Origin of the sequence: Flavobacterium adiutor, from assembly GCF_048282555.1 — a bacterium.
Lineage (GTDB): Bacteria > Bacteroidota > Bacteroidia > Flavobacteriales > Flavobacteriaceae > Flavobacterium.
The window spans coordinates 1,323,698-1,349,472 of sequence record NZ_CP182487.1 but is presented as its reverse complement, the minus strand read 5'-3'; the positions used below and the strand labels follow the sequence as shown (position 1 = coordinate 1,349,472).

At 33.1% G+C, this 25,775-nt stretch carries 26 protein-coding genes; 4 read left to right on the top strand and 22 right to left on the bottom strand.

Features of this window, described 5'->3' with window-relative positions; translation table 11 throughout:
- Positions 1-2: 2 nt before the first annotated feature.
- The 6 genes from ACNC7R_RS06030 to ACNC7R_RS06005 form a co-directional block, all read right to left on the bottom strand.
- Complete coding sequence (locus ACNC7R_RS06030) at positions 3-503, bottom strand: hypothetical protein (protein WP_417940043.1); 501 nt, start codon at positions 501-503, stop codon at positions 3-5.
- Positions 491-1,747 (bottom strand): hypothetical protein, encoded by a 1,257-nt coding sequence (locus tag ACNC7R_RS06025; RefSeq protein WP_417940042.1) that lies wholly within the window; start codon positions 1,745-1,747, stop codon positions 491-493. Before ACNC7R_RS06025 ends, ACNC7R_RS06030 begins: the two co-directional genes overlap by 13 nt.
- Positions 1,748-1,874: 127 nt before the next feature.
- A complete protein-coding gene (locus ACNC7R_RS06020) occupies positions 1,875-2,399 on the bottom strand; it encodes a tetratricopeptide repeat protein (protein WP_417940041.1) in 525 nt (174 codons plus the stop codon).
- A 32-nt stretch (positions 2,400-2,431) separates the two neighbouring features.
- Entirely contained in the window at positions 2,432-3,121 is a 690-nt protein-coding gene (gene prfH / locus ACNC7R_RS06015; RefSeq protein ID WP_417940040.1) for a peptide chain release factor H, read from the bottom strand.
- A gap of 2 nt (positions 3,122-3,123) precedes the next feature.
- Entirely contained in the window at positions 3,124-4,515 is a 1,392-nt protein-coding gene (locus tag ACNC7R_RS06010) for an RtcB family protein (protein ID WP_417943149.1), read from the bottom strand.
- 590 nt (positions 4,516-5,105) lie between these two features.
- Positions 5,106-6,383: an MFS transporter gene (locus tag ACNC7R_RS06005; RefSeq protein WP_417940039.1), complete on the bottom strand. Its 1,278-nt coding sequence runs from the start codon at positions 6,381-6,383 to the stop codon at positions 5,106-5,108.
- 265 nt (positions 6,384-6,648) lie between these two features.
- On the opposite strand from ACNC7R_RS06005, the gene bshC reads away from it, so the two are divergent.
- Positions 6,649-8,238 (top strand): bacillithiol biosynthesis cysteine-adding enzyme BshC, encoded by a 1,590-nt coding sequence (bshC, locus tag ACNC7R_RS06000; protein WP_417940038.1) that lies wholly within the window; start codon positions 6,649-6,651, stop codon positions 8,236-8,238.
- Positions 8,239-8,597: 359 nt separating this feature from the next.
- Positions 8,598-9,017 (top strand): nucleoside-diphosphate kinase, encoded by a 420-nt coding sequence (locus ACNC7R_RS05995; protein ID WP_417940037.1) that lies wholly within the window; start codon positions 8,598-8,600, stop codon positions 9,015-9,017.
- 119 nt (positions 9,018-9,136) lie between these two features.
- Here ACNC7R_RS05995 and ACNC7R_RS05990 read toward each other — a convergent pair whose 3' ends face one another.
- Positions 9,137-9,433, bottom strand: coding sequence for a DUF721 domain-containing protein (locus ACNC7R_RS05990; RefSeq protein ID WP_417940036.1), 297 nt, complete (start codon positions 9,431-9,433; stop codon positions 9,137-9,139).
- The gene (locus ACNC7R_RS05985) at positions 9,414-9,854 is read right to left on the bottom strand and encodes a hypothetical protein (RefSeq protein ID WP_417940035.1); all 441 of its coding nucleotides are present in this window, start codon (positions 9,852-9,854) and stop codon (positions 9,414-9,416) included. The genes ACNC7R_RS05990 and ACNC7R_RS05985 overlap by 20 nt, the downstream gene beginning before the upstream one ends.
- A gap of 233 nt (positions 9,855-10,087) precedes the next feature.
- Between ACNC7R_RS05985 and ACNC7R_RS05980 the strand changes: the two genes are divergently transcribed.
- Positions 10,088-11,158, top strand: coding sequence for a serine hydrolase domain-containing protein (locus ACNC7R_RS05980; protein WP_417940034.1), 1,071 nt, complete (start codon positions 10,088-10,090; stop codon positions 11,156-11,158).
- 176 nt (positions 11,159-11,334) lie between these two features.
- On the opposite strand, the gene ACNC7R_RS05975 is transcribed toward ACNC7R_RS05980, so the two are convergent.
- From ACNC7R_RS05975 to ACNC7R_RS05925, 11 genes are all read right to left on the bottom strand, one after another.
- Positions 11,335-11,772: a Zn-dependent protease gene (locus ACNC7R_RS05975; protein WP_417940033.1), complete on the bottom strand. Its 438-nt coding sequence runs from the start codon at positions 11,770-11,772 to the stop codon at positions 11,335-11,337.
- A gap of 231 nt (positions 11,773-12,003) precedes the next feature.
- Positions 12,004-12,957, bottom strand: coding sequence for a signal recognition particle-docking protein FtsY (gene ftsY, locus ACNC7R_RS05970; RefSeq protein ID WP_417940032.1), 954 nt, complete (start codon positions 12,955-12,957; stop codon positions 12,004-12,006).
- Positions 12,958-13,260: 303 nt separating this feature from the next.
- The gene (locus tag ACNC7R_RS05965; protein WP_070261881.1) at positions 13,261-13,413 is read right to left on the bottom strand and encodes a DUF4295 domain-containing protein; all 153 of its coding nucleotides are present in this window, start codon (positions 13,411-13,413) and stop codon (positions 13,261-13,263) included.
- A gap of 63 nt (positions 13,414-13,476) precedes the next feature.
- A complete protein-coding gene (rpmG, locus tag ACNC7R_RS05960) occupies positions 13,477-13,659 on the bottom strand; it encodes a 50S ribosomal protein L33 (RefSeq protein ID WP_017495179.1) in 183 nt (60 codons plus the stop codon).
- A 27-nt stretch (positions 13,660-13,686) separates the two neighbouring features.
- Positions 13,687-13,923: a 50S ribosomal protein L28 gene (gene rpmB / locus ACNC7R_RS05955; protein WP_008468080.1), complete on the bottom strand. Its 237-nt coding sequence runs from the start codon at positions 13,921-13,923 to the stop codon at positions 13,687-13,689.
- A gap of 74 nt (positions 13,924-13,997) precedes the next feature.
- Entirely contained in the window at positions 13,998-15,248 is a 1,251-nt protein-coding gene (locus tag ACNC7R_RS05950) for a CinA family nicotinamide mononucleotide deamidase-related protein (RefSeq protein ID WP_417940031.1), read from the bottom strand.
- 153 nt (positions 15,249-15,401) lie between these two features.
- Positions 15,402-15,746, bottom strand: coding sequence for an Hpt domain-containing protein (locus tag ACNC7R_RS05945; protein WP_025572169.1), 345 nt, complete (start codon positions 15,744-15,746; stop codon positions 15,402-15,404).
- On the bottom strand, positions 15,746-16,357 hold the full coding sequence (locus ACNC7R_RS05940) for a fumarylacetoacetate hydrolase family protein (RefSeq protein ID WP_417940030.1): 612 nt from the start codon (positions 16,355-16,357) through the stop codon (positions 15,746-15,748). Before ACNC7R_RS05940 ends, ACNC7R_RS05945 begins: the two co-directional genes overlap by 1 nt.
- A gap of 62 nt (positions 16,358-16,419) precedes the next feature.
- Positions 16,420-17,190, bottom strand: a complete 771-nt coding sequence (locus tag ACNC7R_RS05935; RefSeq protein ID WP_417940029.1) for an exonuclease domain-containing protein — start codon at positions 17,188-17,190, stop codon at positions 16,420-16,422.
- 164 nt (positions 17,191-17,354) lie between these two features.
- Positions 17,355-18,662, bottom strand: a complete 1,308-nt coding sequence (locus tag ACNC7R_RS05930; RefSeq protein WP_417940028.1) for a dihydrolipoamide acetyltransferase family protein — start codon at positions 18,660-18,662, stop codon at positions 17,355-17,357.
- Positions 18,663-18,744: 82 nt separating this feature from the next.
- Positions 18,745-19,908 (bottom strand): glycosyltransferase family 2 protein, encoded by a 1,164-nt coding sequence (locus tag ACNC7R_RS05925; RefSeq protein WP_417940027.1) that lies wholly within the window; start codon positions 19,906-19,908, stop codon positions 18,745-18,747.
- Between the two features lie 248 nt (positions 19,909-20,156).
- Here ACNC7R_RS05925 and ACNC7R_RS05920 point away from each other — a divergent pair, with 248 nt between their 5' ends.
- Positions 20,157-20,894 carry a tyrosine-protein phosphatase gene (locus ACNC7R_RS05920; protein WP_417940026.1) on the top strand — a complete coding sequence of 246 codons (738 nt, stop codon included), beginning with the start codon at positions 20,157-20,159 and terminating at the stop codon, positions 20,892-20,894.
- Positions 20,895-20,971: 77 nt separating this feature from the next.
- On the opposite strand, the gene ACNC7R_RS05915 is transcribed toward ACNC7R_RS05920, so the two are convergent.
- The 3 genes from ACNC7R_RS05915 to ACNC7R_RS05905 form a co-directional block, all read right to left on the bottom strand.
- Entirely contained in the window at positions 20,972-23,368 is a 2,397-nt protein-coding gene (locus tag ACNC7R_RS05915; protein WP_417940025.1) for a GumC family protein, read from the bottom strand.
- 25 nt (positions 23,369-23,393) lie between these two features.
- A complete protein-coding gene (locus ACNC7R_RS05910) occupies positions 23,394-24,185 on the bottom strand; it encodes a polysaccharide biosynthesis/export family protein (RefSeq protein ID WP_417940024.1) in 792 nt (263 codons plus the stop codon).
- A gap of 142 nt (positions 24,186-24,327) precedes the next feature.
- Positions 24,328-25,746: an undecaprenyl-phosphate glucose phosphotransferase gene (locus ACNC7R_RS05905; RefSeq protein ID WP_417940023.1), complete on the bottom strand. Its 1,419-nt coding sequence runs from the start codon at positions 25,744-25,746 to the stop codon at positions 24,328-24,330.
- Positions 25,747-25,775 lie beyond the last annotated feature (29 nt).

Sequence of the window (25,775 nt, the reverse complement as noted above, 5' to 3'; positions counted from 1 at the left end):
AGTTATTTAATATTTAAAACTGTTTTTACCGATAAACCAAAACCAGTTTCTTCTCTAAAATCGAGACATCTTTCGTGAGAAATAGTTGAAGTTGGCCTCGCTGTATTAGAAACAACAGCGGACTTTTTTACAAAAACCAAATCAGGATGACATATTTTAAACAAACAAATTGTAGATTTAATTTGACTAATACATTCTTCAACACTTTTGTGACAACTTTCAGTAAGTTCTACAAAAATCAAGTGCTTATCAAATTTCAACATTCCATCACAAGTACTCTCTTTATTTCTAGAATTTTCTTTATAAATTTTAACACAATTATCAATTGGATAAAACTCAATAGATTTACTGTTAGAATTTAAAACTTCAAGTGTCCATGTTTTTTGAGAGTCAAAAACTAAATAAGCTTTAGTGTTATTATCCAATTCATCATGAATTCCAAACTTGTCTGATTTTGTTTCTTCGAAACCACAATCTGAATTAAAAAAATCTATTTGTTGCATTCCTCAGCGATATCAAGTAATTCATTAAACAATTCGTTAGTATCTTCTAAACTCGTATTCAGAAAATTATTATCTAAAATCAAACCTCTTTCTGATTTTATGGAAAAAACTGTACCATTATCATCTATTTGGTAAATACCTGTTTGATCAGGATTAACACAAGATTTTATTGGCACAATATCTTCAAGTCTTTTTAACAAATCATGATTTTCATTTGTATTCTCTTTTACTTTAAAAGCCTTCATCGCAAGACTTGTATAAGCTATTATATAAGGACTATGAGTAGTAATTATTAGATGATTATCTTGTTTATTGTTATTGAATTCAAAAGATTTAAACAGAATGTTTTTTTGACTTTCTGGAAATAGATTTTGTTCTATTTCTTCGATTATTGAGAAAAGGTTTTGAGGCAAGAACATTTTATTTAAACTCTCTATTCTTTCAGAATATTCACTAAGAATCGATATTGTATCTTTATTTATCACCTTTAATAATGATTTGAACTTTTCACTCTCTGCAAAACTTAAATTATCAATATCCTGAGATATTTTGCTGTTTATAAATCCTTCCAAATAGGAAAGCACAACTACCAAAGGCACAACCGATTGAATTCCGCTTGATGCTTCTGCAAGTTTTAGTTTGTCAAACCCTTTCCCTGAAATATAGGACACTTTAGTACTATCATCATATTCAAATTCAATATCATTAATATAAATAGGATATGTTTTTATTAAACTTCTTCGAGCCTTAATAAACTCAGTAAGCGTCCAACTCAAGGATTTTGGCAATCCTTTAATATTCTCTAAATCTTCTAAAACACTTAGAAAATTTCTTTCAGCAGGTATGTATGTTATTTTAGGCTGTTCATAAACAGCGTTCTTTATAAAAAGTATTTCAGCTTTACCAAAATCATATTTAAAATGAATGTATTTCCCTTTATATTCAATAAAAGAATTTGTATTAAAATAATTTTGAATAGATTGAAATTCACACCATTTAATTCTAAAAGCATCATTTTCCTCAATATCTTTAACCAAAATTGTACCTTTAACCAATGCTTTTTCCAACCAAGTTAGAGTAGATATTAATTTTACAATACTGCTTTTACCACTACCTTGTCCACCAATAAATATCATTAATTTATCAATTGGTAAAAAACCATCATTATCTGTATAACCTTCTTTTATAGGTCCAAAATTTTTAATTCTAATTGATGACATTAGCGTATATTTTATGTTTAACAAATGTATAGCTTTTTGCTTTAAATTAAATATTGATTAAACTAAATCCAACTAGTTAAACTTAACCAACATTTTAATATTTTGAAACTTTTAACCAAGAAAGGATGCCGTAACTGACATCCTTTATTATTTACTTATTCTTCTTTTTCTTCTTGACCGATTTATCCTTTTTCGAATCGCTATTCAGTTTCTTGTTTAGCCTTTTTTCAGATTCTTCAATTGTATAATCATAAGAAGTATTGATTGTGGTAAGTTTTACTTTTTTAATCACTTTCAATGCCTTCTTAAATTCCTGCTGACGCTCAAAAAGTATTACTTTCTTCAAAAGAATCTCAGTTTTATTGATTCCTTTGACTGTCAATGCAAAATCAATCAGTTTCATTGCTTCTTCGTAATCTTCATTTAAAATCAAAGTATGAATATAAAAAGGATACACCTCTAAAGCATAAATATTAATCGAAAGTGCTCTCTGAAAATACTCTTTTGCTTCTTCATATTTGAATAACTGATCTGAAAAAACCTGACCGTATAAACACAATGCCATGGTATTTTTATCATCGTAAGACAAGGCATAATCCAACGATTCGATGGTTCCTTCCAACCAATATGGATAATTGTCTAATGCCTGAAAAAGATATTTATCTACTGTTTTCATAATTTTTCTATTCGGAATGCAAAATTCTATTATTATTCGCGGTCGAAATAATCTTCCCGTTTTAATCTTTGCCGCTCCTGTTTGTAATTTTTAACTTGTTTTTGTTTCTTAAAATCTGAACCCTCAAAAATCCGAATCGGATTCCCACGCTGAATCTGCAATTGGTTCATCCACTGTGCCTGAAATTCGGCTTTGAATTGTTTTACCGTTTCGTCCTTAAACTTCTGAAGCAATCTTTCGGTTGCCAGTTTTTTATTCTGGTGCTGAGATCGAGAATCCATAGCCACTACACTAATTCCTGTTGGAACATGAGTCGCCCGTACTGCCGAACTTACTTTGTTTACATGTTGTCCGCCGGAACCGGAACTACGCATCGCCTGATACTGAATGTCTTTCTCTGAAATTTCAGTAGTTGTCACTTTATCAAATTCAAAAATTCCGATAAACCAGTTTTTACGTTTATGAAATTTTCTAAACTGACTCTGCCCAATCCACTGAATGGTTCCTACCCATGAATTAACAAACGCATTCAGATTATCACTTTCGAGTAAAATTGTTGCCGTTTCTACCGTTCCATTTTCGATGCCTTTTTCCCGCTGAAGCAAGGTTGTTTTAATTTTATTCTCATTTGCTTCTTCCAGAAAAGTTTTCAGCACCTGAGCCACAACCCAACCGCATTCAGCCGGACCGCGACCTGAAGTTATTTGAATTATTTTTTCCATAATTATCTGTCCATTCTAACGATTTTTGGTGTAAATGTGCCTAATACATCCACCAGTTCCGTTTGGTTAGTCATTACTTTATTAATGTCTTTATAGGCCATGGGTGCTTCGTCAATATTACCTCCAATTAAAGTCACATCGTTTGCCTTCAGGACTTTTTTAATCTCACTTTGGGTAAAGGATTCTTTGCATTTTTTACGAGAAAACAATCGCCCTGCACCATGAGAAGCCGAATTTAAACTCCCTGCATTTCCTTTCCCCTGAACAATAAATCCGGGAGCAGTCATTGAACCGGGAATAATGCCCAGTTCACCAACGTTTGCAGGAGTTGCTCCTTTTCGGTGAACAATTACTTCCTTGCCGTTTACGATTTCCTTCCATGCAAAATTGTGATGGTTTTCAATGGTTACAACTACTCGTTTTCCTATCGCTTTTGCAATTCGACGGTGAATATCATCATGACAGGCTTTGGCATAATCACCTGCTAAATTCATAGCCAGCCAGTATTCCTGACCGTCGTGCGTATTCAAATCGAGCCATGCCAGATGCTGTACATTTTTAGGCAGCGGACATTGTTTGGTTGCCAGATACGTGTAATGTTTTGCGATATTAGCACCTAAACCTCTTGAACCACTATGCGAAAGCACTGCAAAATATTCCCCAACTCCAATCTTCCATTCGTTGAGCGGATCGGTGATTTTTGCAATTCCGAATTCAACAAAGTGATTTCCTCCACCGGATGTTCCTAGTTGTTTGTACGCTTTACTTAAAAGGTTTTTCAAAAGCGGAATATCCTGAAATTCACTTCGGCTAAACACTTCGTGATCTGTGCGAATAGTGTGCGTTTCATACATTCCAAACTTGGTATTATCTTTCAAAATTGCTTCCAGCTGATGTTCTTTTCCTTTAAAGAAAAAAGCCGGAATATCAAAAATTGACAAACTCATTCGACAGCCGATATCTACACCAACTCCGTACGGAATCACGGCATTATCTGTTGCCAGAACTCCGCCAATTGGTAATCCATAACCGGAATGCGCATCCGGCATTAAAGCTCCGGCAACTGAAATTGGTAGTTTCAAGGCATCATACAATTGATATTTCGCCTGCTCATCAATTTCATTTTCTCCGAAAATTGAGAAAGGCGCTCTTGTATTGTTAAGCTGATGCATTCTGACTTGTACCGGATTTACCAATCCTTCGGCAACTTTTCCCCAGGTTCCGTGTCCGGTAAATTTTTCTGGAAACAGTAACACTTCTTTGGCTTCGGTTAATATACTTTCTTTTTTTTCTCTTTTTCTGTATCGGTTGATTTGCCCCAAGGCAATATTGATACTATTATTTTTTGGAAAACCTATTTTAATCAGGTCTTTTCCGGATAATTTATTTCCCATTTGTTTTTTTACTATTGAAATTCTTCCAAAATCAATATTGCCTTTTTCTCTTTCACAAAATGAAATACTTTCTCTTAAAACATTTAAGGCATAAGAATATGTACAAAACATCATGCAAAATCTGAGCAAATAGATTTTGATAAACATTTTATCTGAAACAGATAAATTCAGTTCGGATATTCGGGAATTTTTGAAGGGTCTAGAATAAAAAAAGCCCGAAAGTTATTTTCCTTCGGGCTTGTTCATATCTCTAAAATTAATTTGCTATGATTGAGAAAAGCCACGAAGACACATGCCAACAGAATCTAATCCTGATGCGATGTTTTGAGAGGTAAAGTTTAATACAAACATTGTCTTCGTTTATTAATAGTTAATTATTTATTTTCTGATGCAAATTTTGTGAATTATTTTTTTAATAAACAAATTAAATCACAAAATTTTCTTAAAAAAAAATTCGATAAATTAAAAATCAAACACTTACATATTTGAAACAAATTCCATAAAGCATAAAAATCAAGGTTTTTTTAAGATTATTCCAAAAAAAAGGTAACGAATAACTCGTTACCTCGGTATAGTTAGTTTCAGAAATATTAAAACTGATGTACTTTTTTAGAAATCACTAAAAAGGAAACTAAAGAAATAATAGCTGCAATGGTCAGGTAAAAACCAACATAATTCAAACCATACGTACTTGCCAGCCAAATGGCAATCATGGGCGCAAATGCTGCTCCTAAAATTCCTGCGAGATTAAACGTCAAAGAAGCTCCTGAATAACGAACAGTGGTTGGAAACAACTCTGATAAAAATGTCCCCAGAGGCCCATAAGTAAATCCCATCAAAGACATTCCGATACAAACAAAAGCGGTTACTAAAAACGGACTTCCTGAATTAAGGAATAATGAAAAGAAAAATCCAAAAGCAGCAATTGCAATTGTAGTGAAAATTAATATTTTTCTACGTCCAATTTTATCGGCAACCAAAGCTGAAATTGGAATAAAAAGGGCAAAGAACAATACCGAAAACAATTGAATCAATAAAGCATCTCTTTTTACATAACCTAAATCTGAAGTAACCCAACTCAGGGTAAACACTGTCATTAAATAAAACACCAAAAAGGTTGTTACAGCTCCTAATGTTCCAAAAATCAATTGATTTTTATACGATTTTACCAAAGTTAAAAACGGAACTTTTACTTCTTCGTGGGCATTTTTAGAATTTTCAAAAGATGGCGTTTCTGAGATTTTAGTCCGGATATAAAAACCAACTATAACCAAAAGAGCGCTGGCAATAAAAGGAATTCTCCAGCCGTAATTCATAAAATCTTCATTACTCATTGAATCCGTCAATACTAAAAAAGTCCCTCCGGAAAGCAGTAATCCAATTGGCGCTCCCAATTGCGGGAACATTCCGTACCATGCACGTTTATGTGGTGGCGCGTTTTCAATGGCCAATAAAACGGCTCCTCCCCACTCTCCTCCTAAACCAACACCTTGCCCAAATCGGCAGAGCATCAATAATAACGGAGCGGCAACACCAATACTGGCATAACCAGGCAAAAATCCTATGGTAACTGTCGAAATCCCCATAGTTAACAGTGCTGCAACTAATGTAAATTTACGTCCGATTTTATCTCCGTAATGTCCAAAAAAAGCAGAACCCAAGGGGCGGGATAAAAAGGCAATGGAAAAAGTTGCAAGAGATTCTAAGGTAGCCATTGTGGGATCAGCACCCGGGAAAAATAATTGCGGAAAAACCAACACGGCTGCATTGGCATAAATATAAAAATCAAAAAATTCGATTGTGGTACCAATAAGGCTTCCAAAGAGAACATGTTTTAAGGAGTTCTTTTGATTGGGATTATTTTTCATGTAAAAACTGATATAACTTTTTTTTGATTACAAAAGTATAGTTTCATTGTGAATAATTCAGTTTTAGAAGAATTAGTTTTGCAACACCAATACTTTTTAACAAATTTTATAAATTTTCAATGTTACACAACTTTTTAAAAACTAAAAACCTGATTATAAAGTTTTTAAATCCAAAAACAAAAATCAAATCATAAGCTATAGTTAAAACCAATTTTAAGTGTATATTTTCATTAAATTTACAGCTGTCAAAAATAAAATCAAGATTATGCCAAGCGACTGTATCAGCTATCAAAACTCAGGATATTTCTCTAAATTGATGCAAGATTATTTAGATCAGAAATCAGAATTAAAACCGCTGTACAATCGCTTTCCAACACTTGAAAATTTCGAAAAACAAATCGTCGAAAAGCAATCAAATTTTGATAATGCAAACCGGATTACTTTGGTTAATACTTTAAAAAATCAATATCAAGACATCGATATTTCAGATGCTACTAAACAAAATATTGATATTTTAGAACATCAAAATACGTTTACAATCACCACAGGACATCAGCTAAATTTATTTAGCGGTCCATTGTACTTTTTGTATAAAATCATTTCGACGATTAATCTAACCAAAGAATTAAAGTCAAAATATCCCGCTTACAATTTTGTACCTATCTACTGGATGGCTACTGAAGATCATGATTTTGAAGAAATTAATTATTTTAATTTTAAAGGCAAGAAATTCAGATGGAATAAGGAAAGTACAGGTCCTGTCGGCAGACTTTCAACTGAAGGTCTAACTGATTTTTTTGAAATTTACTCTAAAGAATTAGGTTCAAATACCAACGCAAATGTTCTCAAAAAACTATTTGAAGAAGCTTATTTAAAACACGAAAATCTGGCTGATGCTACCCGGTTTTTAGCCAACAGTTTGTTTGCCGAGTATGGTTTAGTCATTATAGATGCTGATAACGCTGATTTAAAACGCGCTTTTATTCCTTTTGTAAAAGAAGAATTAGAAAATCAGACATCCTTTAAAATGGTTCAAAAAACCATTGAACAGCTTCAGGATTACAGCGTTCAGGTAAATCCGCGTGAAATCAATTTGTTTTATATCGAAAATGAGCTGCGCGAGAGAATCATTTTTGAAAAAGATCAATATTACGTAAACAATACCCGAATTTCATTTTCAAAAGAAGAAATTCTGCAGCTATTAGAAAGTAATCCTGAAAAATTCAGCCCAAACGTAATTATGCGTCCTCTTTATCAGGAGATTATTTTACCCAACCTGTGTTACATTGGCGGAGGAGGAGAAATCGCTTACTGGCTCGAATTGAAATCTTTTTTTGATGCTGTAAATATTTCTTTTCCAATGCTTTTAGTTCGAAACTCAGTTCTTTTAGCAACTGAAAAGCAAGCTAAAAAAGCTGACAATTTAAATTTAAGCTGGGCTGATTTGTTTACTAAACCTGCTGATTTAGTGAATACAATCACACATAAATTATCTGCGTTTCCAATTGATCTATCTGTTCAAAAAGAAACATTAGAAAAACAATTTAAATATCTTTACGAATTAGCACATCAAACCGATAAATCATTTTCCGGAGCCGTAAAAGCCCAGGAAGCCAAGCAGAAGAAAGGGTTGGAAAATCTGGAAAAACGTTTACTGAAAGCGCAAAAAAGAAAATTAGACGAAGAATTACAACGTGTCACCGATTTACAATTTGAATTATTCCCAAATAATGGTTTACAGGAACGCCAGACTAATTTTTCTGAGCTTTATCTGGAGAAAGGAGAGCAGCTCATTCCGCTTTTGATTGAAAAACTAAAACCATTAGAACACAACTTCGATATCATAACAATATAGCTTAACACCCAAAAAAAAACTTAATTTACAGCAAAACAATATGGTAATAATACTGAGAGACAAACAACCACACTCTCTTCTTTAAATTATTATTCTCTTTTGATCTGGTATTTCCTTTTATATATGCACCCGAACCTTTAGTCTATAGATTTCATACAGTAACAAATTGATTCTGAAGGCATCATTTAGAACATCCTATAAAGTGATACAAAACGTTGTGGATACTGTTTAGATTCACAATTGATCTATTTTTACATTTCCTCAATAAAACACCATTATACTATATTTTAATTATGAATTTATTAAAATCAATTCACTAAAAAGTACTATTTTTGCACCAAATTTAAAAAACACAAAAAATGGCTACAAATAGAACTTTTACCATGATTAAACCAGATGCAGTTGCAAACGGACATATCGGTAATATCCTGGCAATGATTACTAATGCAGGTTTCAAAATCGTTTCTTTAAAATTAACACAATTAACTGTTGCTGATGCAAAAGCATTTTACGCAGTTCATGCAGAAAGACCTTTCTACGAAGAATTGGTAGCATTCATGTCTCGCGGACCAATCGTTGCTGCTATTTTAGAAAAAGATAACGCTGTAGAAGATTTCAGAACTTTAATAGGCTCAACAAACCCAGCCGAAGCTGCTGAGGGAACTATCCGTAAAGCATACGCTACTTCTATTGGAGAAAATGCAGTTCACGGATCTGATAGCGATGAAAATGCGGCTATCGAAAGCGCATTTCACTTTTCAGGAAGAGAACAATTTTAGTATTCATTGTTCAGCTTTAAGTAGGCAGTACTTACTGATAAAAAAATCCCGATTCTAAAATGGAATCGGGATTTTTTTATGGATACTGAAACTGAACACTAGGATCTGACCACTGATTACTACCTCAAAACCACATCCTTCACGACCTCACGCCCTAGTTCTTCATTAATCATTTTCACTATTTTAGACTTTCCATGGCTTAACTCTTCACGTAAAACAGCCGACCCCAGTTCTACATATAATGTACTCCCCTTCAATACAACGTTTTTGGTATACCTTTTAACACCGTTCCCCATCAAATTTGCCCACGCATCCTTTACATCAACCAGATCCATTCCGGGCTGTAATTTATTTACCTGAATAATCTGTTGCAACACAGCTCCAATAGTACTTTCATTATTTATTCTTTTCGCCATCTTTTAATAAATTTACTGGTCCTGATTTTTTATAATGGTATTCTTTATTCTGATCATTTTTTACAACAAAAGCTTCATCTGAAACCGAAATTAGTTCCTCACTCCATTTGGCATAATCCGTTTTATAGTCCAGAAAAGTTCCTTTATCTGTAAAACGAACTGATACATTTTCAAAAGTATTCGTTGTCAAAAAAGTCCCGTCAAATTGCGCCATCACTTTTGTTCGCCTTCCTTTTGTTCCTTTAATCTGAAAATAGTCAAAATTCTCATTCATTCCGTAAGCCTTCTCCTCTCCCTTATCAAAAACCACCTTTTCAATTTCCCAGTAGCCGTTCAGTTTTGCAATATCCGCTGGTTTGATTTCCTGTTTGCAGCTTACAAACAAAAACGATAAAACCAAAATCATAAAAGTGTTTTTCATATCATTATATATTTTAACAAGAAGCTCTTTCCTGCTGTCCGCTATATCTTTTCCCTGCTGGAAGCAGCAGGAAAAAGGATGTCACTCCCATCAGGGCTAGGGCTCCGGTTTTCAAAAGATCTTTAGAGAACTACAAAGTTAACTTTATAAACCTTAAAAGAAATAAAAATCTGCTAAACACATTAAACTATTTTATCTATTTTTGGTCATACCACAAACCAAAAACAAAAACCATGACTAAAACATTTTTTAAAATCCTGATCCTGGTATTCTTTGTAAGTTGCAGTAAAGATGACAACACTTCGGATACCACTCCAACACAAACAATGTACTTTCCTCCCGTAACCGGAACCGCCTGGGAAACAACATCAATTTCAGAACTAAAATGGAACCAAAATGCGGTACAGCCACTTTTAGATTATCTGGAACTCAAGCATTCTAAATCATTCATTATTTTAGTAAACGGAAGAATTGTTTTAGAAAATTACTTTAACAACCATTCTGCAACAACAAACTGGTATTGGGCAAGTGCAGGAAAAACATTAACTTCCACTGTTGCAGGAATTGCCCAGCAGGAAGATCTACTCAACATCAATAACAAAGTTTCACAATATCTTGGCACAGGCTGGACAAGCGAAACACTTGCCAAAGAAAATTTAATTACCTGCAAACATCTGCTAACAATGACTTCAGGACTTGATGACAGCACGGATGATGTTGAACCAGCAGATCTGGTTTACAAAGCCGATGCAGGTACACGCTGGGCATATCATAATGTTTACGTAAAACTACAAGACGTTGTTGCTGCTGCAAGTAAACAAAACTGGTCAACCTATTTTAACGCTAAATTGAGAGACAAAATTGGAATGAATGGTACTTGGGTACAAATTGACAATAATAGCGTCTATACAAGTACATCAAGAAGCATGGCCCGCTTTGGGCTTTTGATGCTCAATAAAGGAAAATGGGAAAATACCACTATTTTAAACGAAACCTTTTTTAATGAAGCAACAACTACATCACAAAACATAAATTTAGGATACGGCTATTTATGGTGGCTCAACGGAAAAGCCAGTTATCATTTACCGCAATCTCAACTACAATTCAATGGAAGCTTAATCCCTACCGGTCCAAACGACATGTTTATGGCTTTAGGTAAAAATGACCAAAAAATATACGTGATTCCAAGCAAAAAAATGGTAGTCATTAGAATGGGTGATGTTGCAAATCCTGAAAATCCAACTTTTGCCTTATCCGGTTTTGATGAAGAATTATGGACAAAAATTAGTGCTTTATACCAATAATTTAAAACTCTTAATTTATAAAGTCAATAGTTTTTAGATTAATTTCCAGCCTTTTCTTTTTAAAAAGCTTTTACATTCTCTGCAAAAGCTTTTTTCCTGATTAAAAGGATTGCCTCCTTAAGCATCCCGCATCAGGCAAGTTTTTATTTCACAATGAGACAAAGCGGCTGTATGCCCTATAAAACTAATTTATAAAACTGTTCGTTTTTATTTTTACGGGATAATATAAAATCAGAAATTACACAGGCTTTTCCGGGTTTATAACCCAACCCCATCACACCCCAGTCTTTAATTCCATTTTTGGTCGTCCTGATATCGGCATGTGATAATGCCACAATTACAGAATCTGTGCCGATATTATTTTTAAGATTTTTAATAATACTGTCGGCACGATATCGGTTTCTGGGTTTATAAAAAGAATTTTCAGGAAAAGAAATATTTTGTCTTAAGAGCACATTAGAATTGATCGTTTTGATTTGTTTAAAAACTGTTACAGCCTGATTTAGTTTAAAATTACCCAAAGGCTGAATAACAATTACCTTTTGATCTGTTCGAAATTGTTTATCATCTCTATCATTTTTCTTGTTTGTACAGGCAAAAAAGGTAAACAGCAAGAGACACCAAAATATTTCATGAAATATAGATAAAAGTAACTAAAAACGGGGCTATCTTTTTGTGCGGATTCTTTTCAACATACCTGCAAAAAAGAAAGCAAGTCCCAACACCAATAAAATATAATAAAAAGACAAACTTTTATCTTTTGAAACATTTGCAAAAACAAAACACAGAACACTTGCAAAATAAAATGCAATAGGGGGTATATTTTTCATTTTACGTTTAAGAAATTATTTAAAGAAACTGTCTACGAATTCGTATTTATTAAAGACTTGCAAATCTTCAATTCCTTCACCGACACCAATGTATTTTACCGGAATTTGAAACTGATCTGAAATACCAATTACAACGCCTCCTTTTGCAGTTCCGTCTAATTTTGTAACAGCCAGAGAAGTTACTTCAGTTGCTGCTGTAAACTGTTTTGCTTGTTCAAATGCATTTTGACCTGTAGAACCATCCAAAACCAAAAGCACATCGTGAGGCGCATCAGCAACTACTTTCTGCATCACACGTTTTACTTTTGAAAGCTCATTCATCAGATTGATTTTATTGTGCAAACGTCCTGCTGTATCAATAATAACCACATCCGCATTTTGAGCAACAGCAGACTGTAAAGTATCAAAAGCTACAGAAGCAGGGTCGCTTCCCATATTTTGTCTCACGATTGGAACATCAACACGGTCTGCCCAAACCTGCAATTGATCGATTGCAGCGGCCCGAAACGTATCTGCCGCACCTAAAACCACTTTATGACCGGCTTTTTTAAACTGATAGGCAAGCTTACCAATTGTAGTTGTTTTACCAACTCCGTTTACCCCAACAACCATTAAAACATAAGGCTTTTTATCTTTTGGAATTTCGAATTCGGTTGCTTCACCTGTATTGGTTTCAGACAACAAAGCACCGATTTCATCGCGAAGAATCTGGTTTAATTCGTCTGTTCCTAGATATTTATCTTCAGCGACACGTCTTTCAATTCTTTCAATAATTTTCAGAGTAGTATTTACCCCTACATCAGATGCGACCAGAATTTCTTCCAGATTATCTAAAACATCGTCATCTACTTTAGATTTTCCGGCCACAGCCTTGCTTAATTTCGAAAAAAAAGATATTTTCGATTTTTCAAGACCCTTGTCTAAAGTCTCTTTTTTATCAGAAGAGAATAATTTTTTTAAAAAACTCATTTATTTTGTAGGTTTTAATATATTAAGAAGATAATCTGAAATCCAAATCTTTAAAGAAAGCCTATTGCTTTAATTTAGCCCCGATTACTTCACATAATTTTCATTTCAAACTTGGCTCTAAGAACTACGTTTGCAGCGAAAATACTTTTATTCTGGGGTTCAAAATAAAATATTGCAACAAAAAGCGGTAATCCATTGCCAAAAAAAGCCAATTTGTGATGCTTCTTTAGATTTTAAACAAATATAAAAAATAAAAAAGCTACTTCCGAATGAAAGTAGCTTTTCTATATAATGTAATTGTAATTATTTCTTTTTCAAGAATTCGTCAACTTCTTCAGGAGCCATAATAGATTCTACGAATGTATATGCACCCGTTTTAGGAGATTTTACCATTTTGATGGCTTTTGATAATCTCTTAGAAGCTGTTTGTAACGATGCTACGGTTTTCTTTGCCATGATTCAAAAGTTATTTGAAATTAAACAAAATCTCTAATAGAGACTTTATAAAATCTCTAATTATTATTTAATTTCTTTATGAACAGTTACTCTTTTTAAGATTGGATTAAACTTTTTAATCTCTAATCTGTCCGGAGTATTTTTTTTGTTCTTAGTTGTAATATATCTAGAAGTTCCTGCAACACCAGAAGTTTTGTGTTCAGTACATTCTAAAATTACCTGGATTCTATTACCTTTCTTTGCCATCTTGCTATATATTTATTTAGGAAAAGATTATTTGATAAATCCTTCTGACTGCGCTTTTTTCAAAACAGCAGTGATTCCGTTTTTATTAATTGTTTTTATCGTAGATGCTGCTACTCTAAGAGTAATCCATCTATCTTCTTCTGGAAGATAAAAACGCTTTTTAACTAAGTTTACAGAAAACTTTCTCTTAGTTTTGTTCATAGCGTGAGAAACGTTATTTCCTACCATCGCTCTTTTACCTGTAAGGTCACAAACTCTTGACATTATACTTATCTTTTATCGTTATTCAAAATCAGGGTGCAAAGAAAAGAAAAATAAACGATTGTAGCAAAAAAATATTACACAATTTTCAAAATTTCTTTCTGCAACATCTCCAGACTCTTAATGGTCGCTCTATCTATCACTTTTTCACGAGGTTGTCCAAAGTTAAATTCTTCTACAACAACTCCATTTGGTGTCGCCAGTGCTATAAACACAGTTCCAATTCCAGCATCTGAATCCCCTTTGGAAGGACCTGCATTACCTGTTGTAGCAAGCGCATAATCTGTTTTCAGCAAGCTTTTCACATTCAAAGCCATAGCCGACGCTACCTCCGCACTTACTACCGAAAATTCATCTACAACGTTCTGTGAAACCCCAAGAACATTCACTTTAGTTTCTGTTGCATACGAAACAATACTGCCTTTAAAATAATTTGACGCTCCAGGAACAGCAGACAACAATGAAGCAATTTTTCCGCCAGTAAAACTCTCGGCAGTCGAAATAGTTTTATTTTGCTGAAACAATAATTTTCCCAAAGCAACTTCGATAGTTTCATCATCATCAAAACCGACTATAATATCATGAATTATAGCATCTAATGACTTTACATTCTCTTCTATCGCCGCCTCTAAGATCTTTCTATCTGTACCTCTCGCAGTCAGCCTTAAACGTACACGCCCAGGATTCGGAAGATAGGCCAGTTTAATAAAATCAGGCAGATTATTTTCCCAATGCTCAATACGCTCTGCAACCAAACTCTCGCCCTGCCCATACGTTAAAATAGTTTTATGAATAATATAGGGACGTTTGTATTCACGGATAATTTTTGGAATTATTTCTTCCTCAATCAAATATTTCATCTCATAAGGCACGCCAGGAAGTGAAATAAAAACAGTATTTTCTTTTTTCATCCACATTCCAGGTGCTGTACCAACTTTATTATGAAGTATCGTACAAGTGGAAGGGACCAGAGCCTGATCTTTATTCATCTGCGTAATCGGACGCTTAAAATAACCTTCGATTAATTGAGTAACATGAGCCAAAACTTCCGGATTCACAACCAGCTGGTCATCAAAATATTCGCAAAAAGTTTTTTTTGTGACATCATCCTTAGTTGGCCCTAATCCTCCAGTTACAATCACTAGGTCGACTTTATTCTGGAGTTGCGAAAAAGTATCTAAAATATGCTTTTTATCATCGCTTATCGAAATCATCTCTCTCACCTCAACCCCAATTCTATCTAATGCCTTAGCAATGAATCCGGAATTAGTATCAATAATCTGCCCTATTAAAATTTCATCTCCAATAGTAACGATTGTTGCTTTCATTTTTTTGATTTTCTATTCATTTATATTCCTGCAGAAAGATACTGCATGTAAAATGGATGCTGGAGGGAGCAAAAAAAGCAACCTATTACAACATGAAAAAAGGCTCGTTAAACAAAAATTTCTAAATAAATTTTCATTAAACAACCTTATCTGCTAAACATCGAAATCTTTTTTAATTTCCTTAACAGCATCATTTACCTGTTTTTTAATACTTTTAAAAGTTTCTATAATTTCTTTCTTTTTACCTTCTGCCTTAGTCCACGCCTCAACCTGCAAAATTTCTTCAAAAGCAACATTTAACCCCATCAAATCGAGAGTTGGTTTAATTTTATGTGCATAAGAATAGGCATGTTTATGATCCTTCTTCTTAATACCTTCTTTTATTTGCTTCAAATCTTCCGGCACTTCAGTAACAAATAGTCTTAGAATTTCATTCACAAATTCCGAATCATTGTCCGAAAGCGCATATACTTTTGATAAATTATATTTTAATGCCATTATTTTACTTGTATTCTGAATAATTTTTTATCCTCTAAAAAGCCTTCTAAAACATCATTTGGCTTAACTGCTGCAACTCCTGCAGGCGTTCCGGTAAATATAACATCACCAATTTTTAGTGTAAAATATTGAGATACATAGGAAATAAGCTCATCTATTTTCCACAACATAAAACTAGTATTGCCTTTTTGAACCGTTTTAGCATTATTTTTCAATTCAAAATTAATATTTTCAACAGAACTAAAAAGTGTCTTTGACAAAAAATCCCCAATTACTGCTGAACCGTCAAAAGCTTTGGCTTTTTCCCACGGCAATCCCTTCTCTTTTAATTTCGTTTGTAAATCACGAGCTGTAAAATCAATACCCACACTTATTTCATCATAATATTTATGTGCAAATTTAGGTTCAATATACTTACCTACTTTATTAATTTTTACAACAATCTCTATTTCATGATGAATATCTTCTGAAAACTCAGGAATAACAAACGGATGCTGCTTTAATAAAACCGCCGAATCTGGCTTCATAAAAATAACAGGCTCAGAGGGTTTCTCGTTTTTTAATTCTTCAATATGATTAGTATAATTTCTCCCGATGCAAATTATTTTCATTTTATTTAATTACTGGTTCTTAGATTTATTTATTAACAAAACAGTCAATAAACAACTACAACTTATTTCGTATTTAACTTTCTTAGTTTAATTGCCGTCAAAACTTTTTTAGTATATAAAGGAAAATCAGCATTTTGAATCCAGTTAAAATAGCCAGGTTCTAACTCTAAAACTTTATCCACTTTTGCCCCTTTATGCTTACCGAAAGTAAAAATTTCTTCATTGTCTTTATCAAAAGCAATCATCCCGGCAAAATCAGCGATTTTTTTGCGGGTTGTAAATTCCGACAATGATTTAATATCATTTTCCAGTTCAGGATAACGATCTAACTGTGCTTTCAATATTTCATAAGTCGCCATTGTATCTGCTTCTGCAGAATGTGCATTTTCAAGACTTTTTCCGCAATAAAATTTGAATGCGGCACTCAATGTACGTTCTTCCATTTTATGAAAAATAGTCTGAACATCTACAGACACCTTGTTTTTCATATCAAAATCAACGCCTGCACGAAGCAATTCTTCAGCCAACAAAGGAATATCAAAACGATCCGAATTAAACCCTCCCAAATCGCTGTCTTTAATCATATTGAATACTTGTGGAGCCAACTCATTAAATGTTGGTTCATTCGCTACTTTTTCGTCTGTTATCCCATGAACCTCGGTAGTATGCGGCGGAATTGGAATTGTTGGATTCACTAACCAGGTCTTACTTTCTTTATTTCCGTTTGGAAAAACTTTAAATATTGAAATTTCTACAATCCTGTCTTTTCCGATATCAATTCCGGTCGTTTCTAAATCGAAAAAGCAGATTGGTCTGCTGAGTTTGAGTTCCATTTTTTTTGTTTTTGAATTTACAAAAGTAATTCTTAAAGCCGAATTATCACTAATTTATCAGGGCAAACAACTGTTAAATTATTTTTACAAAGGTCGATATTACGAAAATAAAAAATCCGGCAAAATTGAATTCTGCCGGATTTAACATTTTTAATGTATTATTTTTAAAAATCCCTATCAACATCAAATGCTTCCAAATACTCAGCTACTCGCTTCACAAAACTGCCTCCTAAAGCACCGTCCACAACCCTGTGATCATAAGAGTGTGATAAAAACATCTTCTGACGAATCCCTATAAAATCCCCTTCAGGTGTTTCAATTACCGCTGGCACTTTCCGAATAGCACCTAAAGCCAGAATCCCAACCTGTGGCTGGTTGATAATTGGGGTTCCAAAAACACTTCCAAAAGTACCAACATTTGTCACGGTATAAGTCCCCCCCTGAGTATCATCAGGTTTTAGCTTTCCTGCTTTAGCCCGATTAGCCAAATCATTTACCGCTTTTGCCATTCCAACAAGATTTAACTGATCTGCATTTTTAATAACAGGCACAATCAGATTACCGTTTGGCAAAGCAGCCGCCATTCCTAAATTTATATTCTTTTTTTTGATAATGTAATCCCCCTCAACTGATATATTAATTCCGGGAAAATCTTTTATTGCTTTGGCAACAGCTTCCATAAAAATAGGGGTAAAGGTAAGTTTTTCGCCTTCTCTTTTTTCAAAAGCAGCTTTAACCTTTTCTCTCCATTTGACAATATTCGTCACATCCACTTCAATGAAAGACTGAACATGCGCAGAAGTTTGAAGCGATGCCGTCATATAGCCAGAAATCAACTTACGCATTCTGTCCATTTCAACAATTTCATCCTCTCCATTTACAGAAACAGGAACAGCCTGCTGACTTTTTTGAGGTGTAGGTTCAACTGATTTTGGAAGTACAACTTCTACTTTTCTATCATCAGATTTACGGTTCGCAATATACTTTAAAATATCTTCTTTCGTAACACGCCCTTCTTTTCCTGAACCAGAAATACCTTCTAACTCAGAAACAGAAATCCCTTCTTCCTTAGCAATATTTTTTACTAATGGGGAAAAGAATTTATCGGAATCAGAGAAATTCTGAGGAATTGAAACAGCTTCTCTGGCAGCATCAATTGTTTTTTCAATTTCAATAACCTCTGCAGGAATTAGATCTTTTTCAATCGATTTTACCTCTGAAGCAGCATCTCCTTCTGTTTCAATAATCGCTATAACTTGTCCAACCTGAACCAGATCATCTTTACCAAATAATTGTTCAACCAAGACCCCTGACACTTCACTTGGCACTTCACTATCAACCTTGTCTGTTGCAATTTCCAGTACTGCTTCGTCAGCTTCAATTTTGTCTCCAACTTCTTTCAACCAGTTTGTAATGGTTGCTTCGGCTACACTTTCTCCCATTTTCGGAAGTCTCAATTCAAATCTTGCCATATTATTAACTTAAAAGGTGATTTTGATTTTCAGATTGCGAAATTACTAAATATTTAAAATATAAATTACATAAAATTTAATTTTAGTCAATTTTTATCACTTCACCTTGTTTATTTTTAGAATTACTTCCAATTAAAAAGTTAGCCTTTTTGGGTAAAATTTTAAAAGTAATATTAGGTTGCTTAAAAGTTTCTACGATTTCGATACATTTTTTAAAAGAAACATATTGATTATCCAAAATAATCTCAACTCTTTTACCCCCTGAAACGAGGGACGAATTTACCATTTTTTCCTTTTTTAAATCCAAAAAAGCGACTTTATTTTTTAAAACTGAACATAATTGGCTACAGAAAATTTCATTTGAAGAAAAGAAAACATAGCTTTCTGGTAATGGATTTGACTTAGGTTTACCCTGAAACATTTTTACTAAAGAAAAAAGAAAAATTCCAACTTTGATAAAAACCAAAAAAAACAGAGATTTTCTAAAATGCTTCTGATAGAAAAACTCCATTGCCTCCTGAAATCGTCTCATGTACTTTTCATTTTTAACAGTACTCTCTCCTTTATAATGTATTACTGATGTTTCATGAAAATAGTAATTGTTTTTTTTCTTTTGCAAAACAGAATAGGATAAATCTATGTCGTCTGCATACATAAAACAATTTTCATCAAAACCTCCTGTCTCAAGATACAATTCGCGTTGCATTACCATAAATGCACCTACCAAAATATCAACCTTTCCTGTTTCATTTTCTGACAGATGTTGTGCATAATACTGATTGAAAAGCTTTTGATTTGGAAAAACTCTATACAAACCGAAAATTTTTGTAAAAGCAACCCATGGTGTTGGAATTCCTCGTTTGCTTTCGGGCAGAAAATTTCCTGTACCGTCAATTAATTTACAGCCAATAATACCGAGATTCTTTTTTCCTTCGGCGAAAGCCAGTATTTTTACAAATGTATCTTCTGCCACTACTGTATCGGGATTAAGAATACAAATATATTTGCCTTTAGCCTGAGCAACACCGATATTATTTCCTCTTGGAAATCCTAAATTTTCTTTATTTTCGATTAATTGCAGCTCCGGAAACCTACTTTTCATCATGATACAGCTATCATCATCAGAATTATTATCTACTACAATGATTTCCCCATCAATACCGGAAAGGGCTTCCTGCACACTTAACACACACTGTTCCAGAAAATAGCGCACATTATAATTCAGAATAATAACGGATAACTGCATTAAAAATTTAAGTTGAAATATTTGGGGAAGTTAAAAATTTTCAATCAAACCCAACGTAAAAACAGGCTTTTTTGCTATTTTAAAGACACCAAATCAGATACTACTATTTTTATTTGTATAATCACAGATGATACCAAAATAAAACTAAAAACATTCGAAGAAAATGAACTCAAGTTTATTCGCAACTTAGAAGGGTAAAACTCCAGCAATAAACAAAATAATTCTTCCATTTTTTCTACTTTTGCCTCATGCTATCATTCTTAAAACAAAAACCGCATTTAAAGGATCTTTTATCAGGCGATTATATTGATATACATTCGCATTTATTGCCTGGCATAGACGATGGAGCCAAAACCATATCTGATACAGAGAGCTTAATAAAATCATTCGAAAATATTGGCGTTTCTCAATTCATAACTACGCCTCATATTAGTCATTATATATGGAATAACACTCCTCAGACTATTCAGGAAAATCATGCCGAAACAAGTCAGCTATTAAACAAAACCAACACCTTCAAACCTTTCCTGGCTGCAGCTGAATACTTTATGGATGACTGGTTTGAAAAGCATTTTCAAAATGAAAAACTTCTTCCTTTAAAAGACAATTATGTACTGGTAGAGATGTCCTATATCAATGCACCAATACAGTTGTATAAAATTTTATTTGATTTACAGGTCGCAGGATACAAACCTGTTTTAGCGCACCCGGAACGTTATTTATTTTATCACAAAAATTTGATTGAATATGAAAGACTAAAAAAAGCAGGCTGTTTGTTTCAATTAAATTTATTAGCTGTCATAGGCTACTACGGTGAAGAGGTTACTAAAATTGCTGAACAGTTGTTAAAAAACAGAATGTATGATTTTGTGGGTACGGATGTACATCATAGCAATCACATAGATGCGTTTGATAAAAGAATAAAAATAAATACAATCGAAGGATTAAAGGAAATTATATCCAATAATCAGTTTTTCAAATTCTAAAAACCATTTGTTTCACGAAACATCACAAAAAAAGGTTCAAATAAATTTTGAACCTTTTTTTGTAGAACACCTATTACTTAACTTATATCTTTTTTGATTTTACTAAACCAGGATTTTTTTTCTATTTTGACTCCATAGCCATATCCATACCCATACCCTTTGGTAGAATCAGTATCATTAAGTACTATACACATATTGGGCAATTTCTTTTCTCTGTAAAATGTATTTGCTATAGATAACATTCTTTTCTCTAAAAAATTAGCACGCATTACATATACAAAAGTATCTGCATTTTTAGCTACGAGTAAGGTATCAGCTACTAAACTTACAGGAGCTGTATCAACTATAATATAATCGTATTCTTTTTTTAATGTTTCAAATAGAGTATCCACATTTTTACTCATCAACAATTCAGCCGGATTTGGAGGGATTACACCAGATGGTAATATGTAGAAATTTTGGTAATCATTATGTTTAATAATGAATTTATTTATGTCTGTATCGTTTGAAGACAAATAATTGGTTAACCCAAAATTTGGCATTGCAAAATAATCCATAAATTTTGGATTTCTAATATCCATTCCTACCAGTAAAACTTTCCTTCCGGATAATGCAAATGTAGCAGCCAGATTTACTGATACTAATGTTTTCCCCTCTGCAGGAAAGGTAGAAGTTACAAAAATAGTTTTTGCTAAACCATCTGGAACATTGGTCAGCATAAACTCAAGGTTTGTCCTGACAATACGTATAGCTTCTGCTGAACTCGTCCTGCTTTCTGTTTTTATGATCTCGTTGGCATCATCAGAAGTAGGGATATCCCCAATAAAAGGTATTTGGGTTTTACCTTCCAGATCTAGTCTGCTTTTAATTTTAGTATCTAATAAATCATAACCGTAGATAATTCCAAAGGGAATCAAAAGACCTATTAACAATGCTGCAAAATAAATAACTTTTTTCTTTGGACTTACTGGAATTTTATTTGCTTTTGCAGCATCAATAACGCGTGCATTGGGCTCAGTAGCTGCTAAAGAAATCGCAGTTTCCTCACGTTTCTGCAGCAAATACAAATACAATTCTTCTTTTACCTTTTGCTGTCTGGCAATAACCCTGAACTGACGTTCCTGTACGGGAATTTTACCAATTTTACTATTTAGAATTCTTTCCTGACTTTTTAAATCACGGTTTTGAATCTTTAGATTAGACTGCATTCTTTTTAAACTTGCAGCTACATTGGCTTTTAAGGATGATATCTGCTGATCTAGTTTTATTACCGAAGGGTTTTCAGTTGTAGCCGATTTTAAAATCCGGTTACGGTCTAAAACTAACTGGTTGTATGAGGTAATTAAACCTCCTGCATCACCATTATCGGTTATAATATTGGTTGGTAACAAATCTGCATTCGTACTTTTTTTTATAAAATCCAGTAAAGACGAAACCACATTTAACTGAATTTCAGTTTCAATACCTTTTTTATCATATTCATTTGAACCTTCAATAAAAAGTTTGGCTTCCGATTCTATATCTGTTAATTGGTTTGATTTTTTAAAACTTTCTACATCCTGTTCTACGCCATCCAATTCCTTTGTAATCAATGCCAGACGCTCAGCTATAAATTTAGATGTATTCTCTGATATAAAATTTTTATCCTCAGCTGCGTCTTCATTATATATCTGAATCATAGTGTCCAAAAAATCTTCTGCTTTTTTTTGAACAGGATCAGTTATAGATACATTAACAACACTACTTGTTTTGCTTATGGGTTCTACTTTTAATCTGTTTCTAAAATTTGCTGCTACATTTTCAAGCGGACTTACTATAATTCGAATGGACTTATCTTTTCCAATGTCATTTTGTTTATAAAATGCAGTCCTTCCTACAACTAATACACCTAGAGTGGTAGGTATCTTTTCACCAAATTTAAATTGTTTTTTCGAGGAAAGAATTACATTTTCACTCATCGTTTCATCACTAATTACATCTTCCAAAGAGAAATTATCATTAGATAACATACCAAACTTCAATACAATGTTTGCTCCCTCAAATAGTTCTGTTTTATTCAAAAAATAAACATTTATTGGTGCGTTTCCATAGACATCACGATCTACTACATTTCCTTCAACAAGTAAAGCAACATTTAAATTGAGTTTTTTAACAGTTGATTCTATTAAAGTTCGTGATTTTAAAATCTCTATTTCGTTATCAACATTATTTATAGATCCACCGCCTAATCCTAAGTCAGAAAAAGCAGACAGTTCAGAAAGCATCCCTCCTTTTTTTTCATCTTTTACCAAAATAGAAGTACTGGCTTCATAATTTGGCGTAGTATATCGTAAATATAAAAATGCCAAAACCATACAAAGTAAAGCGCTTAAAACAAACCATCTCCAATGGATTATGTATCTATCCAGCTGCTCCCGAAGATTTACTTCTCTTGTTTCATCTTCTATTCCCTCACTATAAAAATCATCTTGCATTTGTCTTAGTCTTAGTTTAATCAATTTATTTAAAAAGCAGAACAGAAAGCGATATTAAGATTGAAATCGCTGATATAATAACAGAAGTATTAGGCCCCACGGCTGCTGCATTTACTTTCGTATTATTAGGTTCTACATAAATTATGTCATTTTGTGCCAGATAATAAAAAGGAGAATTGATAAAATCAGCTTTTGTAATATCAACTCTGTTATATGATTTGACACCATTAATCTCACGTATAACAAGGATGTTTTTTCTTTTACCGTAAATGGTTAAATCTTTTGCCATACTCAAAGCTTCAATCAATGTAACTCTTTCCGAAGCGACACTATATGTTCCGGGTGAATTCACCTCACCCTGCAGAGAAACTTTAAAATTCATAATTCGCAGGTTGATTATTGGATTTTTAATATAAACCCCTATTTTGTCTTTTAAAGATTGTAGAACCTCTGTACGAGTCAGTCCACCAACTTGCAATTTTCCTAAAACAGGAAATTCAATATTACCATTTCTATCCACCAAATAGGACTGAATAGTTTGTTGTCCCATTGCAGACTGCAAATTAGATGCATTAGGAATTGTTACTGTAGTTAAATTGAAAGGCATGGCAATTTCAGGATCTTCAGCAGAAACTATGATCATCAATAAATCGTCTGGCTGAATTTTAACTTCGTAAGACGCGATATTTTGTGAGGTATTAATACCATCAATATTTTGATAGTAAACAATATCTTTTTTAGAGGCACAGGAAAAAAATAAAGACAAAAGCATCAAAAGAATGCTTCTATTTGAAAAACTGGAAAAATTAAAATACATTAGAATTGTGGTTTTATGTGGCAAATATAAAGCTATAACTTTAATTTCATTATCTAATTAATCTTTTTAGACAACAAAACACATTTAATTGTTTATAGAGTTAAATTACTACTTTTAAAATAAAATTACAAGCAAAAGCAAATTAATACGCATTTTCTTCACCCTTAAATATATTGAAAACCGTTTTTATGATTATCTTTATATCTAATAAAATACTCCAATTTTCGATATACCAAATATCATACTCTACTCTATTTTGCATATCAATCAATTCTCTGGTTTCTCCCCGATAACCATTAACCTGAGCCCAGCCTGTAATACCTGGCTTCGCATATTGACGAACTAAATAATTTCCGATCAGATCAGTATATTGCTTCGTATGATTGACCATATGTGGACGTGGTCCTACTACAGACATGTCACCTAAAAAAACGTTGAAGAACTGTGGCAATTCGTCAATACTGGTTTTTCTAATAAAAGCCCCAAATTTAGTAATTCGCTGATCTCCTTTTCCGGCTTGTAATTTATCCGCTTCTTTGTTAACCCTCATACTTCTAAATTTCCAGCAAAAAAAAGATTCATTGTCACGACCAGAACGCTCTTGTTTAAAGAAAACAGGCCCTGGTGATTCTATTTTTATTAAAATCATTATTATCGGAAAGAGCCATGGAAAAATTAACACGATAACACCTAAAGAAAAAACAATGTCAAATGATTTTTTTAACAATCTGTTTACTGTGTACTCCAAAGGCTCTGTTCGAAACATTAACACAGGTGTGTTTTCATAAAAGGAAATTTCGACCTTACTCGACCTTGTATATAGCTGAAAATCAGGAATAAACTTAACCCGAACCATGTTTTGTTCACAAATTTTTATCAGATCATGAATAACATTCACATTATCAATATGCAATGCTATATACATTTCATCTACCTCATTAGAAATTAAATATTTTTCAATATCCTGAAATCCTCCTAATATGGGTGATGAAATAAAAGCAAAAGGATCCACTTTTTCATCGAAAAATCCCAAAAAACGATAACCATAGGTTAAATCTTTTGATAAAATTTTCCGCATTCTTTCTCCTGTATCATTTGCTCCTACAATAATTACGTTTTTAAAATTATACCCTTTTGCACGTATATACTTTAAAACCTCCATTGACAAAAAGCGGGAGAGCATTAACAAACAAAAAAAGCAGGTGTAAAAATACATCAGCCTGAGTCTGGAAATCTGAGAGTATTTTAAAAAAAGTACAAAAAAAGCAATTATGGCAATATGAAAAATGAATTTTTTTGTTGTACGTTTTAAAATAGATTCCAGAGGCTCTATTCTTACAATGCGATAGGAATCATTACGCAACAATAAAGCAATCCAAATTAAATTGGATAAAAAAGAAACTGTCTGTACCTCTTTTAAAAAAAGCTTATCTAAATTTCCAAATCGTAACCAAGCTGATAAAACGATAGAAAAATTTAGAAGTATCACATCCCAGAGGACAAACAAGAGTTTGAAATAACGGGAAAACCGGTGACGAGATAAGGCATCTAAAACCTTCATAAAATTGAAAAAAACTTTTTATTATTCAT

Bases quoted from the DNA above. Each gene is read 5' to 3' on its own strand.
- ACNC7R_RS06030 (WP_417940043.1), bottom strand. From the start codon at position 503: ATGCAACAAATAGATTTTTTTAATTCAGATTGTGGTTTCGAAGAAACA.
- ACNC7R_RS06020 (WP_417940041.1), bottom strand. From the start codon at position 2,399: ATGAAAACAGTAGATAAATATCTTTTTCAGGCATTAGACAATTATCCA.
- prfH (WP_417940040.1), bottom strand. From the start codon at position 3,121: ATGGAAAAAATAATTCAAATAACTTCAGGTCGCGGTCCGGCTGAATGC.
- ACNC7R_RS06010 (WP_417943149.1), bottom strand. From the start codon at position 4,515: ATGGGAAATAAATTATCCGGAAAAGACCTGATTAAAATAGGTTTTCCA.
- ACNC7R_RS06005 (WP_417940039.1), bottom strand. From the start codon at position 6,383: ATGAAAAATAATCCCAATCAAAAGAACTCCTTAAAACATGTTCTCTTT.
- bshC (WP_417940038.1), top strand. From the start codon at position 6,649: ATGCCAAGCGACTGTATCAGCTATCAAAACTCAGGATATTTCTCTAAA.
- ACNC7R_RS05995 (WP_417940037.1), top strand. From the start codon at position 8,598: ATGGCTACAAATAGAACTTTTACCATGATTAAACCAGATGCAGTTGCA.
- ACNC7R_RS05990 (WP_417940036.1), bottom strand. From the start codon at position 9,433: ATGGCGAAAAGAATAAATAATGAAAGTACTATTGGAGCTGTGTTGCAA.
- ACNC7R_RS05985 (WP_417940035.1), bottom strand. From the start codon at position 9,854: ATGAAAAACACTTTTATGATTTTGGTTTTATCGTTTTTGTTTGTAAGC.
- ACNC7R_RS05980 (WP_417940034.1), top strand. From the start codon at position 10,088: ATGACTAAAACATTTTTTAAAATCCTGATCCTGGTATTCTTTGTAAGT.
- ftsY (WP_417940032.1), bottom strand. From the start codon at position 12,957: ATGAGTTTTTTAAAAAAATTATTCTCTTCTGATAAAAAAGAGACTTTA.
- ACNC7R_RS05965 (WP_070261881.1), bottom strand. From the start codon at position 13,413: ATGGCAAAGAAAACCGTAGCATCGTTACAAACAGCTTCTAAGAGATTA.
- rpmG (WP_017495179.1), bottom strand. From the start codon at position 13,659: ATGGCAAAGAAAGGTAATAGAATCCAGGTAATTTTAGAATGTACTGAA.
- rpmB (WP_008468080.1), bottom strand. From the start codon at position 13,923: ATGTCAAGAGTTTGTGACCTTACAGGTAAAAGAGCGATGGTAGGAAAT.
- ACNC7R_RS05950 (WP_417940031.1), bottom strand. From the start codon at position 15,248: ATGAAAGCAACAATCGTTACTATTGGAGATGAAATTTTAATAGGGCAG.
- ACNC7R_RS05945 (WP_025572169.1), bottom strand. From the start codon at position 15,746: ATGGCATTAAAATATAATTTATCAAAAGTATATGCGCTTTCGGACAAT.
- ACNC7R_RS05940 (WP_417940030.1), bottom strand. From the start codon at position 16,357: ATGAAAATAATTTGCATCGGGAGAAATTATACTAATCATATTGAAGAA.
- ACNC7R_RS05935 (WP_417940029.1), bottom strand. From the start codon at position 17,190: ATGGAACTCAAACTCAGCAGACCAATCTGCTTTTTCGATTTAGAAACG.
- ACNC7R_RS05930 (WP_417940028.1), bottom strand. From the start codon at position 18,662: ATGGCAAGATTTGAATTGAGACTTCCGAAAATGGGAGAAAGTGTAGCC.
- ACNC7R_RS05925 (WP_417940027.1), bottom strand. From the start codon at position 19,908: ATGCAGTTATCCGTTATTATTCTGAATTATAATGTGCGCTATTTTCTG.
- ACNC7R_RS05920 (WP_417940026.1), top strand. From the start codon at position 20,157: ATGCTATCATTCTTAAAACAAAAACCGCATTTAAAGGATCTTTTATCA.
- ACNC7R_RS05915 (WP_417940025.1), bottom strand. From the start codon at position 23,368: ATGCAAGATGATTTTTATAGTGAGGGAATAGAAGATGAAACAAGAGAA.
- ACNC7R_RS05910 (WP_417940024.1), bottom strand. From the start codon at position 24,185: ATGTATTTTAATTTTTCCAGTTTTTCAAATAGAAGCATTCTTTTGATG.
- ACNC7R_RS05905 (WP_417940023.1), bottom strand. From the start codon at position 25,746: ATGAAGGTTTTAGATGCCTTATCTCGTCACCGGTTTTCCCGTTATTTC.